General features: G+C 68.4%; 12 protein-coding genes. 2 read left to right on the forward strand and 10 right to left on the reverse strand.

Translation table 11 applies throughout. The annotated features are described in order from the left end of the window. Positions 1-101: 101 nt before the first annotated feature. The 4 genes from EFL26_RS18670 to EFL26_RS18685 form a co-directional block, all read right to left on the reverse strand. Positions 102-881: an ABC transporter permease gene (locus EFL26_RS18670; protein ID WP_123224398.1), complete on the reverse strand. Its 780-nt coding sequence runs from the start codon at positions 879-881 to the stop codon at positions 102-104. Beyond that, a complete protein-coding gene (locus EFL26_RS18675; RefSeq protein WP_183408258.1) occupies positions 878-1,576 on the reverse strand; it encodes an ABC transporter permease in 699 nt (232 codons plus the stop codon). Before EFL26_RS18675 ends, EFL26_RS18670 begins: the two co-directional genes overlap by 4 nt. Positions 1,577-1,716: 140 nt before the next feature. Beyond that, positions 1,717-3,312 (reverse strand): AMP-binding protein, encoded by a 1,596-nt coding sequence (locus tag EFL26_RS18680; RefSeq protein ID WP_123224400.1) that lies wholly within the window; start codon positions 3,310-3,312, stop codon positions 1,717-1,719. A gap of 31 nt (positions 3,313-3,343) precedes the next feature. After that, entirely contained in the window at positions 3,344-5,101 is a 1,758-nt protein-coding gene (locus EFL26_RS18685; protein WP_221177029.1) for a CocE/NonD family hydrolase, read from the reverse strand. A 134-nt stretch (positions 5,102-5,235) separates the two neighbouring features. On the opposite strand from EFL26_RS18685, the gene EFL26_RS18690 reads away from it, so the two are divergent. After that, positions 5,236-6,990: a helix-turn-helix domain-containing protein gene (locus tag EFL26_RS18690; RefSeq protein ID WP_281273818.1), complete on the forward strand. Its 1,755-nt coding sequence runs from the start codon at positions 5,236-5,238 to the stop codon at positions 6,988-6,990. On the opposite strand, the gene EFL26_RS18695 is transcribed toward EFL26_RS18690, so the two are convergent. The 6 genes from EFL26_RS18695 to EFL26_RS18720 all read right to left on the reverse strand — a co-directional run bounded on the left by EFL26_RS18695 (position 6,983) and on the right by EFL26_RS18720 (position 13,204). Continuing rightward, positions 6,983-7,822: an HpcH/HpaI aldolase/citrate lyase family protein gene (locus tag EFL26_RS18695; protein WP_123224402.1), complete on the reverse strand. Its 840-nt coding sequence runs from the start codon at positions 7,820-7,822 to the stop codon at positions 6,983-6,985. The two genes, EFL26_RS18690 and EFL26_RS18695, sit on opposite strands and share 8 nt — an antisense overlap. After that, positions 7,819-8,103, reverse strand: a complete 285-nt coding sequence (locus EFL26_RS18700) for a muconolactone Delta-isomerase (RefSeq protein ID WP_123224403.1) — start codon at positions 8,101-8,103, stop codon at positions 7,819-7,821. The genes EFL26_RS18695 and EFL26_RS18700 overlap by 4 nt, the downstream gene beginning before the upstream one ends. Then, positions 8,096-9,256 (reverse strand): CaiB/BaiF CoA transferase family protein, encoded by a 1,161-nt coding sequence (locus tag EFL26_RS18705; protein ID WP_123224404.1) that lies wholly within the window; start codon positions 9,254-9,256, stop codon positions 8,096-8,098. Before EFL26_RS18705 ends, EFL26_RS18700 begins: the two co-directional genes overlap by 8 nt. Continuing rightward, positions 9,253-10,239: an MBL fold metallo-hydrolase gene (locus tag EFL26_RS18710; protein ID WP_123224405.1), complete on the reverse strand. Its 987-nt coding sequence runs from the start codon at positions 10,237-10,239 to the stop codon at positions 9,253-9,255. The genes EFL26_RS18705 and EFL26_RS18710 overlap by 4 nt, the downstream gene beginning before the upstream one ends. Next, entirely contained in the window at positions 10,239-11,240 is a 1,002-nt protein-coding gene (locus EFL26_RS18715; RefSeq protein ID WP_123224406.1) for a cyclase family protein, read from the reverse strand. The genes EFL26_RS18710 and EFL26_RS18715 overlap by 1 nt, the downstream gene beginning before the upstream one ends. A gap of 947 nt (positions 11,241-12,187) precedes the next feature. Continuing rightward, positions 12,188-13,204, reverse strand: a complete 1,017-nt coding sequence (locus EFL26_RS18720; RefSeq protein ID WP_246000291.1) for a LacI family DNA-binding transcriptional regulator — start codon at positions 13,202-13,204, stop codon at positions 12,188-12,190. Between the two features lie 231 nt (positions 13,205-13,435). On the opposite strand from EFL26_RS18720, the gene EFL26_RS18725 reads away from it, so the two are divergent. Next, positions 13,436-14,743 carry an ABC transporter substrate-binding protein gene (locus tag EFL26_RS18725; RefSeq protein ID WP_123224408.1) on the forward strand — a complete coding sequence of 436 codons (1,308 nt, stop codon included), beginning with the start codon at positions 13,436-13,438 and terminating at the stop codon, positions 14,741-14,743. The last annotated feature ends 94 nt before the right edge of the window (positions 14,744-14,837 follow it).

Raw genomic sequence — 14,837 nt, forward strand, 5'->3', positions numbered from 1 at the left:
GGCCGAGTTCTGCTCCGAGGTCGGCTCGGAGGCGGTGGCGATGGGCATGGCGAACCCGCTTTCGGTAGGGGTGGGGCGGTCGTCGCGGTCGGAGGCCCGCATCATGGGGCCGTCCGTTCCAGCGAGCGGTACTGCCGGTGCCACCCGAGCAGCACGCGCTCCGCGAGCACGACGGTGCAGGTCAGGACGGACCCAACGAGGCCGATCATCAACAGCCCCGACCACGTCTCCTGAATGTCGAAGGACTGCTGGGCACTGATCACGAGGTAGCCGAGGCCGGAGCTTGAAGCCAGCATGTTGGCGACGATCACGGTGCCGACCGCAGCCGCAACTGCGATGCGGACGCCCGCCATGACCTGCGGCATCGCGGCAGGGATGGTCACCCGGAGGAGGCGCCGGCGCGCTGACACGCCGTAGACGCGGGCGGTGTCGATCATGACCCGGTCGGCGGCGCGCACGCCGTCGGAGGTCGAGACGAGAATGGGCCATGTGGCGGCGAAGGCGACAAGTGCCGCCTCCATGCGCTGTCCGGGACCTAGGACGACGAGGCCGATAGGCACCAGGGCCACTACGGGCATGCTTCGGAGGAACTCAGTGATGGGTCGCAGATCACGACGGGCGCGCGCCGAGAGGCCGAGCGCGACGCCGGTGGCGATGCCAGTCACCACGGCTACCGCGAAGCCGACCCCCAAGGCCCGAACCGTCGGCAGCAGGTCGTCTTCCATTCGTTCGGTTGTCCATGTCTGCTGGAACCCATCGACGATGTCCGATAGCGGTAGGAAGTACGGCGACGTGCTGCCGGCGCTGAGGATCCACCATGCGGCCACGAGGGTGACTGGGGCGGCGAGGCTCGTCGCGGGGCCGATCAGCTTCTTGATCATGACTGCGCCCCTCTCTGTGACACGTGCCAGCGCAGCGTCCGTCGTTCCAATGTGGTGAGCCCTAGCGCTACGACCAGGCCGATCAGTCCTGTCAGCAGCACCCGGGCGTAGAGCAGCGGGCGGTCTCCAACGACCGCGGCCCGTGCCATCTCCGCGCCCAGGCCCTCACCGCCGACGATCAGCGAGGTAGCGATCGCGAAGATGAGAGCGAAGGTGCCCGAGAGCCGCAGACCTGTCGACAGGTACGGCAGACAACTGGGCAGATCCACCAGGAGAACCCGGCGGATGTGGCCGACGCCGTACACCTTGGCCGTCTCGATGGCGACGGGGTCGACGTCGCGCATCCCGTACATGGCTTGGATCAGGAGCGGCCAGAGTGCAGCCAGCACGACGAAGGAGACCGTGAGGTCCTGTCCGATGCCGTAAATGAACAGCAGGATGGGCAGGGCGGCGATGCCCGGGATGGTCCGGACGAACTCCAGCGTCAGGTACGACATTCGGTAGGAGATTGACGACGCCCCCAGCAGCATCCCGACCGGGACGCCGATAGACACAACCACGAGCATGCCGAGAACCCATGCCTCCATCGACGCGCCGACCGCGGCCCAGAGCTCGGATGTCTGCAGGTCGCTGACGAGTGCCTGCAGGATGGCCGTGACCGGAGGGAAGTCCTCGCGGGGCAGGACGTCCAACACCGATACCGCCTGCCAACAGGCGGCCAGCGCCAATACGACTAGTGCCGGCTCGGCCCAACGGGACCACCGCCTCACTGCGCCGCTCCTCATCCCGCCCGTGCGCGGGTCGGCACTGGCGGTCGACACGACGGCCCGGGTGCTCATGCCCGACCGCCGACGCTTGGGCGCTGACGGAGGTCCTTGCGCAGGATCTTGCCTGTGGCGGACTTCGGGATGGCGTCGAGGAACTCGACCTGGCGCACCTTCTTGTGCGGCGCCACCCTCTGAGCGACGTAGTCGATGACGTCGCTGTCGGTCAGGTGGGCTCCTTCGCGGACGACGACGAACGCCTTGGGCACCTCTTCGCCGTTGTCATCCTGCGCTCCGACGACGGCCGCGTCCTGCACGCCAGGGTGGGTGAGCAGCAAGGCCTCGAGCTCGGCCGGCGGGACCTGGTAGCCCTTGTACTTGATGAGCTCCTTGAGCCGGTCGACGACGTGGATCGCGCCATCGGCATCGATCACGGCGAGGTCGCCAGTGTGCAGGTAGCCGTCCTTGTCGATCATCTCGAGCGTCGCCTCGGGGTTGCTCAGGTAGCCCGCCATCACGTTGGGCCCCTTGACCCACAACTCACCCGGCTCCGAGGTTCCCGCGTCCGGTGGGGTCACCTCCTGTCCGGAGGAAGGGTCGACCAGCTTGTTGGTGGTGTTGGGCACGGGGAAGCCGACCGAGCTGCGCGCGAGGTCGTCGCGTCCGATGGGGACGACGTGGCTGACCGGGCTCAGTTCGCTCATGCCGTAGCCCTGGCGGACACGGGTGCCGAGGCGTCGTTCTACGGCTGCGGCAGTCTCACCGTCGAGTGGCGCGGCCCCAGAGAAGATCGAGTGCACCGACGTCAGGTCGAAGTCCTCGACGAGCGGATTCTTGGCGAGCGCCACCGCCACCGGGGGGGCGATGAAGAGATAGGTCAGGCGTTGGTCCTGGATCAGCCGAAGGCAGGCCTCGAGGTCGAAGCGCGGCATGGTGACCAGGTGTGCGCGGGCCCGCAACGCCAGGTTGAGCAGGACCGTCAGTCCGTAGACGTGGAAGAAGGGAAGGACGGCGAGCACCGCGTCGTCGCGTCGGATACCGATGACCTCGTCGCTTTGCGCCACGTTGGCCACCAGGTTGCGGTGGGTGAGCATGACGCCCTTCGGCACCCCAGTCGTTCCCGACGAGTAGGGCAGGACGGCGACCTGGTCGGGCGAGATGTCGACACGAGGTGCCGGTGCGCCTTGGGCGAGCAGCGCCGCGAAGTCGTCGTGGCCGGGCATGGCGTCGAGGACGATCAGCCGGTGGGTGGGGATACCGGCCTCGGCCGCAGCGCGGCTGGCCGCATCGAACAACGGCGAAACGGTGACCAGGAACGTGGCGCCGGAGTCCTGGAGTTGCTTGAGGAGGTCCTGGGCGGTGTAGAGAGCGTTGACAGTCGTCACCGTGCCGCCGGCTCGGAGCACCCCATGGAAGACGGCCGCGAACATCGGCGAGTTAGGGGAGTGGAGTGCCACCACGTCACCGATGCGCAGCCCCCGGGCGGCGAAGGCCCCGGCCACGGCCTCGATCTGGGCGACCAGGTCTCCGTAGGAGGTGGTGAGACCGGTGCTGCCATCGGTGATGGCCGGTGCAGAGGACTCGGCCGGGGTGATCGCGCCGAACAGGAAGTCGAACACGGTGCACTCAGGTATCTCGACGTCCGGGAAAGGGCTGGCGATGGGCATGGGGATTCCTCGCAGGCTTCGGGGCTGGTGCTCAGCGCGGGATGATCGGGAGGAGGAGGCGCGCCGGGTGCTCCCCTCCTGTGCGCAGCGTGATCTTGGCCGCCGGAGCGGGGTCGGTCGTGTCGTAGACGGGGCGGTCGACCGGGTCGTCGTGGACGAAAGGCCCTGAGCCGCGCAGTTTGCCGCGGATGTTGGACAGCGTGCGGTCCCCGGCGTCCGCGTACTCGTAGTCGTGGCCCTGCACGGTCACTGCCAGGCGGTACCCGGGCGGCAGCACCAGGGAGGTCGGCCAGATCTCGACATCGACCTCGTAGACCTCGCCCGGCACCAGGGGCTCGCGCACCTGGTGGGGATGGAAGGGGCGGTAGGGCAGGCTTCGCTCGGGGTCGAGCGCTCGGTGCGAGGCGCGCAGCCAGCCCTGGGCCGGCGGCGAGTTCGGGTCGATGGCCCCGGGGAAGGTCACCTCGCAGCCGTCCGGGTCGAAGACCCGCACCACCACGAACAGGTCCGCATCGTCGGTGTCGCTCGAGACGTACAGCGTCATCGCGGAGGGGCCGGTGATCTCGAGCGTCTGATCGGAGGTGGCCAGCTCGAAGGTGACGCCCTCACCCAGCTCGTCGTAGGTCACCTGCGCCGCGGCCGGTAGCCCGGGCGTCAGCTCGCCTCTGGTGGCGTCGAGGTAGAACTCGGTCCATTCAGTATCCGGCAGGGGCCACGCCTGTGCGGTCCGGTCCTCGAACGTCCCGTCGGCGTTGCGAACGCGTAGGAGGATCGGCGGCTGGTCGTCCCAGCCGTTGTCGACGCCCTTGAGGAAATGGTCGAAGAACCGCTGCTGCAGGTCCCGCCCGTATTTGGTGTAGTACTCGACCCAGTGTCCGAGGCCGTGCATCTCCAGCCACTTCTGCTGGGAGCCCGCGTTGAGGAAGCCCTCGACATTGCCTCGCAGGTGAAGGCCGGCTCCGCCCCAGTTGCCCGCCGAGAGCAGGGGCACCTCCAGGAGAGACAGGTCCGGGGTTTGGGCGGCGTAGTACTCGTCGTCGAAGGCGTGGGCGCGGTGGGTCGCACCGTAGTCGCGGCGGTTGGCTCGCAGTGTGTCCTCGTCCAGTGCGTCGTCGCCGGTCACGCGCTGTCCTGTCACGGCGCTGACCAGGCCGCGGTCGTTCCCGTGCTGAACCGATACGACCTGCATCTCGTACCAGTTGCGGGTGAAGGTGGTGAGAATCCCGCCGTGGTGGCTGACCTCGCGATAGTGGTCGCAGGAGCCCTCCCACACGCAGATCGCGGCGAGGTGCGGCGGTCGCAGGACGCCCACCTGCCACTGGTTCATCGCGTAGTAGGAGATGCCTGAGAGACCGACCTTGCCGGTGCTCCAGGCCTGCGTCCCGGCCCATTCGATGCAGTCGTAGAGGTCCTGGGTCTCCTGGGGCGAGAACGGGTCGAGGAAGCCGGGCGAGCGGCCGGTCCCGCGGGTATCGACCCGGACGCACGCGTAGCCCAGCGGCACCCAGCGCTCGGGGTCGGCGACCTCCCAGTTCTGGAATCGATTGGAGGATCCTTCGGCCACCTCGGGGTGACCGGTCACGAGTTGCTCCCAGGCGGAGGTGTAGCCCTCCTGGAAGGCCAGCCCCTTGCCGTAGGGCCCGTGGCTCAGTAGGACCGGCGCCTGGACGTCACCTGCCGGCCGGAAGACGTCGGCGCGCAGCACCGCCCCGTCGCTCATCGTGATCGGGACATCCCAGTCGACCAGCATCGGTCCCTGCTCGGTGACGATCGTCTCGGTCGTGTTCATGAGTATCGCTGCTCTCTCGTCGGGGTGTGATCACGGTCTCAATCGCTCGCGCGGGCAGCAATGTCTGCGACGCCAGTGTTCGGCGGCTGTGTGTGTTCTCCGCTACACTCGCGGGAGTGAGCCGGCCGCCCGATGTGGACCTCCGGTCATGGCTGTCAGCCATCTCCGGACTGACAGCTGCGGTCAACGTTGGACACGACCTGCCTGAGCTTCTCGAGTTGGTCGCGGAGACAGCGCGCCACCTGCTTGACCTCGACTTCTGCGGCATCATGCTGCCCTCGGACGACGGGACCAGCTTGCGCATCGCCGCCGCGAGCGGCCTGCCGGGCGAGTACGTCGCCACGATCAACGAGACGCGACCCATCGCGCTGGAACCCGATGCGTCCCGTGGCGCGCCGGCCAGCCGGGCGTTCCGCTCCGGGAAGCCGTCAAGCGTTTCCGACGTCGAGCTCGAACCGGTGTCGTCGTGGTCCCATGTCGCGCGCGAGCAGGGCTACCGCTCGATCCTCGCCGTCCCGCTCGTGACGACAGCTGGCGTCCTCGGCACCCTGAACAGCTACCGGTCCGCGGTGCACCAGTTCACCACCGAGGAGGTCGAGCAGCTCGCTCTCCTGGCGGAGCACGCGGCGATCGCGATCAGGTCGGCCCAGGTGCTCGACGACCTGCGTGAGCAGCACGAGCTGATCGTCCGCTCGGAGCAGATCCACGACCGCTTCGTGCGCATCGCCGCCGAGTCCGGTGGGGTGGCGGGGATCGCCACGGCCCTCTGCGAGCTCGTTGGCTGCGAGGTGACCGTGCTCGACTCCGACGGCGAGGTTCTCGCGACCGAGCCCGCCCGACGGCCCGCCCCGGAGGCCCCGGTCGTGGTTCCTCAGCGCGAGGTGGGTGAGCGTCGGTTCGTCCGTGACGATGGTCCCGATGCCGTCGCCGACGTCGTCCTTGACGGCACGGTCGTCGCGATCGTGCGGCTGGCGGGCCAAGCCGGGCGGCTGGACCCGCTCGGCGTCCGGGCCGTTGAGCACGCCTGTGTGGTGCTTGCGCTCGAGGTGCTGCGACAACGCACTGCGGCAGCGGTGGAGGCCCGGCTGCGTGGAGACCTCCTCATCGACCTCATCGGCGGTGCAGACCCGAACGCGAAGTCCGTCCGCGAACGCGCTCGCCTGATGGGGCACCAGTTGGCTGCGGAGCATCATGTGGTCGTGGCCGAGGCGCACGGCCGCGGGGTGAGTCCGGCAGGCGAGCCGGTGCGCGATGCGGTGGAGCTGGCACGACGAGCGGCCGCCGAGGCGCTCCGCCGGACCTCCCACCTGCGTCCCCGTCCCCTTATCGGGGCGTTGCGCGGGGTCGTGGTCGCGCTGTGGCCCTCGGAGATCACGACTCCCTCGGGGGAGGATGTGCTCCGTCGTGCCATCGCCGCCACCTATGGGGGAGCGACGTCGACGGTTGCCGTGGTGCCGCCAGCTGGCGCCGGCCTCGCTGCGGCGTACCGGACCGCCCGCGGTGCCCTCGCCTTCGCGGCGGCGGAGCCAGGATCCGATCGTGTGGTCACCCTCGACGACCTGGGCGCGGCCGGCCCGCTACTCCAGTTCGCCGAGCCTGCCGCGTTGCGCCGCTACGCCGACCGCACGGTGGGACCGGTCATCCGCTACGACGCCGACCACGGGACCGACCTGCTGCGCACGCTCCGCGCCTACCTCGATGCGGACCTCGACCGCGCCGCGACGGCGGAGCTGCTGGTGGTCCACCCCAACACCGTGAGCCAGCGAATCCGGAGAGTGGAGTCGCTCACGGGCCTGAACCTGCGCTCGCCGCGGTCTGTGGTCGAGGCCCGCACCGCCCTGCTCCTGTCCGACGTCGCTCGCGCCGGGGAGCACGGCGTCGTCAATTGACCGGCCGCCGCTGGGCCCGGCAGAGGATATCTCGCGCCCGGACCTCCACCGGCCGGTCCACCATCGCGCCGTCGACGGCTCGAGCGCCGCCCTGGGCGCCGGTCTCGACGACGCGCTCGGCCCAGGCGACCTGGGCGGCCGTCGGGGCGAATCCCTGAGCCGCGGCCGCAACCTGCCGCGGGTGGATGCACAACTTGCCGCGAAAGCCCAGCGACGCGGCGTGGTCGGCGTCCGACCGAATCAGTTCCACGTCGTCGATCATCGTGGTGACGCCGTCGACCGGCCCTGTCAGTCCGGCGGCGGAGGACGCGAGCACGAGCATCGACCGGGCCGCTAGCAGCGTCGTGCGGTCATTCGGATCAACGCCGAGCGCACTGGCCAGATCGACGTTGCCCAGTGCCATCCGGCGCACTCCCGGCGCGGCCGCGATCGCGCCGGCGCCGAGCAGCCCGCGCGCGGACTCGACGAGGGCGACCACCTCGGTCCCTGGTCCCAACGTCGCAGTGACCGCCTCGACGTCCGCGGCGGACTCCGCCTTGGCCAGCATCACCGCCGGCGACGTGCCCCCCAGCGCTGCCAGGTCGGCCACTTGGTCCTCAGTACCTGTCGCGCTGATCCTCACGACGGCGTCGTTGCCGGCGGCGAGCCACGCGGCGACTTCCTGCCGCGCAAACGTCCGCTCCGACGGTGCGACGCCGTCCTCGAGGTCGAGGACGACCACGTCGGCGCCCGACGCGGCGGCTCGGGCAAATCGGTCCGGTCGGGCTCCCGGCACGAACAGGAACGTGGTCGCCCAGGAGAGGTCCCCGCCGGCCTCGCCGGTCGGGGTCACGGGGTTGCCTCGAGATAGTGCTCTGCCAGGGCCTCGACCTGGATCGTCATGTGGGCGAAGGCCGGCAGATCGGCGAGGAGCTCATGTAGGCGGGAGGCGTCCGGCGCGGACCAGACACCGACGTTCGCCGTCGTCCCCGGTACTCGCCAGATCCGGCGGATCGTGCCCTGCTCACGATAGGCACGCCCGACCTTTCCCTCCTCGGCCAACACGGCGGTCCAACTGTCGTCGTCCATGCCCGAGGGGCGGGTGAGGACGATGCGCACGAGGTATTCAGCCATGGCTGTGCTCCCGAGTGCGTGCATGGAAGCCCTCCCCGGTGTGTTCCCCGAGAGCGGGCACGCGGGGCACCTCCTGCGCCCGATGGTCGGCGAAGCGGAACGGCGGCGCGACGACCGTGGCGGTTGCGCCGTGGGGCAGTTGCACCGGTCGCCAGCGGTGCTCCGCCACGAGCTGCGGGTGCGCCACTACGTCGGCGGTTCGGTTGAGCCGGCCCCAAGGAATCCCGGCACGGTCAAAGGCTGCGGCGAGCGCGCCGGACGTCTGCCCTCGCACAGCCGATGCCACCGCGCCCTCCACCTCGTCGCGGTGTGCCAGCCGCCCCGAGTTCTTCTCCAGCCGGTCGTCGCCGGCCATGTCGTCCAGTCCCAGAACCTCGCACAGCAGTCGCCATTGCCGGTCGTTTTGAACTGCGACGTTGACAGTGACGCCGTCGGCAGCGACAAAGGGACCGTAGGGCGTGATGGTGGCATGCCGCGTCCCGGCCGGCTCGATGTCGACCCCGCCTTCTTTGTGGGCCAGCAGCAGGGGACTCATCCACTCGACCAGGACGTCGAACATCGAGACGTGGATGCGTTCGCCCACACCGGTGGCGTCACGTGAGTGCAGCGCCGCGAGAATTGCGGTCGCGGCGTAGATGCCGCCGCCGAGGTCCGCCAGCGACACCCCAGGCTTGGCCGGTACGTCGGGCGTGCCGGTGTTGGCCGTCACCCCGGCCTCGCCCTGGACGAGCAGGTCGAACGCCTTGCGCTCACGGTAAGGGCCGTCGGGTCCGTAGCCGCTGATCTGGCACGTGATCAACCTGGGGTTGATCTCGGCCAGCTCCTGCTCGGACACGATGCGCTCGACCGCTCCCGGACTGAGGTTGGAGATGAACACGTCCGCCTCCGTGAGCAGCCGGCGCAGCGCGGCGGCACCCTCGGTCGACTTCAGGTCCAGCGCGACTGATCGCTTGCCGTAGTTGAGCCACACGAAGTGCGACGCGACGCCGTCCACGAAGGTGTCGTAATCGCGGGCGAAGTCCCCGCCGTCCGGCCGTTCGACCTTGATCACATCTGCGCCGAGGTCGGCGAGGTGGCGCGAGCACAGCGGCGCTGCGACGGCCTGCTCGAGGGCGAGCACGCGCAGTCCCTGTAGTGGGCCGGTGCCACTCATAAGCCGAACCTCAGCACCGTGCCGACCGCTGGCTGCACGTAGCGCTCGGGCATCTCGCGCGAGAATGCCGTGTGCGTGTGCAGGCCGCTGCAGTGCATCGGCACGACGTGGGAGACCTCGCGCTCGCGTAGGCCGGCGGCCGTGAGGTCGACGTTCTCCCGCGGTGTCGTCGGGAAGCCGAGGTGGAAGCCGCCCAGGACCGCGGTGACCGGACGCGGACCGCAGATCTCCCGGGCCCGGTCGATGGTGTTGAGGACGCCGGCGTGGGCGCAGCCCGTCAGGACGACCAGGCCCGCGTCCCTGACGTCGATGACCAGGCCCTGCTCGTCGAGCACTTCGTCCAGACCGTAGGTCCCGTCGGAGCGCACTTGATAGAGGCCGGGGGCGTGGTCAGCCGGAGGCGGGACCGGGCCCTCGAACGGCACGGAGCGCGGGATGAAACCGGTCGTGTAGATGCCGCAACCGAGGTCAAGTGCGCCTCCGCTGAGCACTGGCAGGCCGCCACGTCGCTCTACGCCGTCGATCGTGAAGGTCTGGTTGTAGTACGCCGCGGTCCGCCCGTCGCCCATCACGGCGTACCTCGGCAGGAAGGCGCCGGAGCCGGTGGAGACCGGCATGGGCCGGTGGAGTGTGTCGAGGAAGGAGTACAGGCCGCCGTAGTGGTCGGGGTGCCCGTGGCTGATGACGACGTGCTGGATCTGGCTGGCGTCTACCTCCAGCACTCGCAGGTTGTGCAGCAGCACGGTCCCGGTCAGACCTGCGTCGAAGAGTACGACGGACTCGTGCCGGCCGCTGCGCGCGCGGACGAGCAAGCTGATGCCGTTCTCCGCCTGGGGCGGGGTCATGCGTGAGTCGAAGTGGTCGATCAGCCCCGAGCGGACGCAGTGCCCGCCGTCCCCCAGGTCGAGGTCGGGCAGGAGCATGTCGACCCAGTTCTCGACCAGGATGGTGATCTCGACCGAGTCGGCCTGGAAGACGCTCATCAGAAGATCGCCAGCGGATTGACCGGGGACCCAACGGCACCGGTGATCGGCAGGGGAGGAGCGGAGAAGAAGAAGTCGTAGCGGCCCAGCTCTGCGCACGTCTGAGCGAGCGCCTCCAAGTCGAAGATCTCGCCAATTGTCATTCCGGCGTTGACGAGGAGGATCAGGTGCAGCGGCTGGAAGATCCCCGGGGTGTCGTTGGGAAGCACCTCGGTGCCCCAGGTGTCCGCGGCCAGCGCCGCGATCTCGTTCTCCACGAACCAGTGGGCCGCGTGGACCCCGAGCCCCGGCGCCGGCCCAGAGTCGTACTCGCCCCAGCTGCCGGTTGCCCGCACTTGCGCGATCTGGCCCGTCCGGATTAGGACGATGTCACCCGAGCGAACGTCGACACCCTGTGCCGTTGCACAAGCCGCCAGCTCGACGTCGTCGATCGACTGCCCCGCCTCGAGCCACTCGACGCCCCGGTAACGGGGGATGTCAAGCAGGATGCCGCGGCCGACAACTCCGTCGGCGATCCGGTCGATGCTGTTGAGGGTCGCTCCAGTGCTGGTCACATGCTCCAGACCGTGACCGTTGTACATCTCACCGCGGTAGAAGATGTGCGCCAGGGCGTCCCACTGCGTGCCCGACTGCAGCGGCATCGATACCGCATCGTCGGTGTAGCGACACACGCCAAGGTGATCCTGAGCACCGAGCGCGATGTCTCCGCCGTCCTGCAACATCCAATGCACCGGATTCGTGCGGCCGCCGAAACCGCCGGACTGAGGACCGTCGCTGTTGAACGGTAGGCCGCACGACACGACTCGCCCGATCCTGATCATCGAGGCGGCATAGATCAGAGCCTCGGCGGTGATGAAGTTGAGTGTTCCTCGCTGGTCGTCCTGACCCCACCGGCCCCAGTTGCGGTACCGGAGACAAAGATCGTCGACGAGTGCGACCGACTCCTCCTCGGTGCTCGGCAGCACTCGCCCGACTGCGGGACTTGACCGGACTTCAGTCATCTAGGGACGCCTCCTTGGTTCGGCACGCGGCCCGCGCTGACCGGAGCCTTTGCCGGAAACCCACGATGGCGCACCGGCGCACCAGGCGACATGTACGCGGAGACACAATCGGGCCGCCGACCATGAGGCTCCTGACACCCTGTAGTCGTGGATTATCAGTGCCGCCTCGCAAACTGATCGTGCGCGGCCAACCCGGGTCGCCGTCGCCCTAGTCGCCTGGAGGCGAGCGCTTGGTATGCCGCGAACCCGAGCGCTTGGTATGCCGCGAACCGCTAGGGCTTGGTGCGTCTCGAATCGACCGTGCCGAGGCCGCGGAGTACGGTGGTCTGAACCAGCCAGGGGCTGGTCCAACTGAAGATCGGCTGGTGCACCCCTGGGGTGCACGCCCCCGAGGCAACGGGAGGAAACCGGAGCCAACGGGAGCCTGGTTTCACGCTCAGGACGGCGGTTCGGGCGTGATCGAGCGTCGTGGTCCTACGGTTCAACTCCCCCCTCGCGCACGTGAGCGGCTTGGCCCCGGGTCCTCGGATCCGGGGCTTTGTCCATTTCGGGACCAGCTTCTTGAGCCGGCGGGCTGGAGAGCCTCCTATTGTTCGGTTGTCGCCGTTGCTGCGGCGCGGCCTCCTGAGGTGAGGTGCGGGCGCTTCTTCGGTCACCTATGTCGCAGCGCTGGCCTTGGGCGATCAATCCGCGGCAGGTTTTCGTCGGAGGATTTTCCAGGGTGCGGGGTCGTGCGCCCTCGGGGGTGCACGGGCCGGGCGGATCGAATGGCGTCACGGCGGATACAGCCTCGACGGACCTCGTCGATCACCGGGTGCATCGTTGCCCGTGCCAAGGACGGCGTTCGGCGGAACGCATTCAGATCGGGACCGAGGCCCGGAACGGACACCCGTGAGGAGCGGCTCGGTGCCCGCGCGGGCTTTTCCGCACGCTTTGTGGCGAACCCGTCAATTGCGTTGTGGGCGAGCCGGTCCGCTGGTGCCTCGGGACTTCAGGACTCCTTCGAAGAGCTTCTGAGTGTGTGGTCCGGCCTCGCCCTCGAGGCGCTTGATCAGCAATTCGACGCCGAGGCGACCCATCTCGCGCTCGTCTGCACTAACCGCGGTCATGGCCGGGGCGGACATCAGGGCGGCCTGATCAGACATCGCGATCGCGACGACGGAAAGGTCGTCAGGGACACGCAGGCCGCGAGCGAGCGCGCCGGCCATGACTCCCGGCGCCGCTTGTTCATTGAAGGCGAGCACGCCGGTGAGCCGGGGATTCGCGTCGAGCAGACCGTTGATCAAGGCGCTTCCCGCAGTTGCAGTTGAGTCGCACGCGACGGCCTCCAGCTCAAGCCCGAGCTCGGCGGCCACCCGTTCGGCCGCCTCCCGGGTCCGCACGGCTCCACCAAGCCCTGTCTCGACGACCGTCGCAGCCTGGTTGACCAGGGCGATGCTTCGATGGCCAAGGCCGGCGAGATGCTCCATCGCGACGCGGACGCAGTCGTCGAAATCGGTGTCCACCCAGTCCGCTTCGATCGCTCCGCCGGGGTGCCCGATCATGGCGAACGGGATGTCCGCGTCGTTGAGCACACTGATGCGCGGATCATCGAGGCGAACCTCCATGAGCAGCACTCCGTCGAGGAGCCCCTGCCCGACGAGAGCGCGCAGGGCGGCTAGCGACTGGGTCTCGGTGGTCCACAGCAGGAGGTGGTAATCCATCGACTGGGCGTGGTCGGAGGCGCCGAGTATGTAGCCGAGGCTGCTGATGTCGATCCCGCGGCCTCGACTGGGGAACACCAACGCGATGATCTTGCTCCGGCGCCCGCGCAGCCCTCGGGCAAAGGCGTTGGGCGTGTAGCGGAGCTCCTCCATCGCGGCCTCGATACGCGCACGCGTCTCGGCTGACACCGGCCGGGCGCCCGTGAGCACGTAGGAGACCGTGCTCAGCGACACCCCCGCCTTGCGCGCAACGTCAGCCATCGTGTTCACGTCGGTGGTTCGTCCCCTCGTCGGATGGCGCGATTCGAGTGCCGGTCCCTCGCGGCCCAGCGTTCGAGGTCCAATCGTTTCGAACGACCCTACCGCAGGACTGTTGACAAGGCGTGACGCCGGTCACTACGTTGCTCGAAACGTTTAGTCGAAACGTTTGGACACATCGTTTCGAATGGCAGGTCGGGATGTCGATTCGAAGCCGTCAACAGGAGGACGAACATGTTCAGGAGGATTCGGCGGGGCCGTACCCTCGCGCTCGCACTTGGCGCTGCCTCGGTGCTGGCCTTGGCGGCCTGTGGTGGCGGGAGCGGAGCCAGTGCGAGCGGCAAGACGTTCACGGTGTGGTGGTACGAGGACGCCGGGAACCCTCAGGATGCGGCCTGGCAGGACGCGCTGAAGGACTTCAAGGCGGCGCACCCCAACGTGAAGGTTCACTTCGAGCGGAAGGTCTGGCAGCAGATCCAGGATGCCGGGGCGATGATCCTGAACTCCAAGGACGCGCCCGACCTCCTCGAGTACAACAAGGGCAACGCCACCGCCGGCGCGGTGTCGTCCAAGGGCCTGCTCACCGACCTCACCTCGGAGGCGTCAAGTCAGGGCTGGGACAAGATCGCCGGATCTGCGCTGACCGTCGGCACCTACAACAGCAAGGGCCTGATGGGTCCGGGGAAGCTGTACGGCATCCCGTCGTACGGCGAGTACGTCAGCTTCGCCTACAACGAGGACATGTTCGCCAAGTACGGCGTGAAGGTGCCGACGACCATGGACGAGCTCGACGCGGCCTTCGCGAAGTTCAAGTCCGAGGGGATCACACCGCTCGCAGAGAGCGCCGCTGATTACCCGGCGCAGCACCTGCTCTGGGGCCTGGCGCTGTCGTACGCGGACCATGGCTGGTTGAACGGCTACTTCGGCCTGAAGGCGCCGCTCGACACCAGCTCGGACAGCCCGCTGACCAAGGCGGCTGAGACGATCGCGGACTGGACTGCGAAGGGCTACATCGACAAGAAGTCGAGCGGCATGAAGCCGGAGGACGCTTGGTCGTTGTTCCGCAGCGGGAAGGCACCGATCACGTACGCCGGCACCTGGATGGCAGGCGACTTCCGGGACAACATCAAGTCGTTCAAGTGGGGCCAGTTCCTGATGCCCGGCTCCGGGATCAATCCCGGTTCCGGCGGCAACATCTGGGTCGTTCCCACGAAGGCCGACAACAAGGACCTGGCCTACGACTTCATCGGTCTGACCCTGGACAAGAAGCGCCAGGACCTCATGGCCAACGCGGGCGGCGTTGCGCTTCACGCGGATCCCGCCGACGTGAGCGACCCGACCGGCAAGATGGTGAACCAGACCTTCTCCCAGCTGGTGTCCTCCGATGGCCTCGGGCTCTACGGCGACTGGCCAGTGCCGAACTTCTACCAGGTGATCCAGTCGAACACCCAGACCCTCGTGGCCGGGCGTCAGACCCCTGACGAGTTCATGAAGCAGCTCAAGACGGCGTACGACCAGGTGCAATCCACCGTGGGTGGTTGACGCTCGCCACGACCGGGAACGCCCCGCGCATCCACACGACGGATCGCAGCGGACGTTCTCAGAGGACGGGGACTGCTCCAAGCTCCCAATCCGG

It is taken from the genome of Nocardioides pocheonensis (assembly GCF_003725535.1).
GTDB lineage: Bacteria > Actinomycetota > Actinomycetes > Propionibacteriales > Nocardioidaceae > Marmoricola > Marmoricola pocheonensis.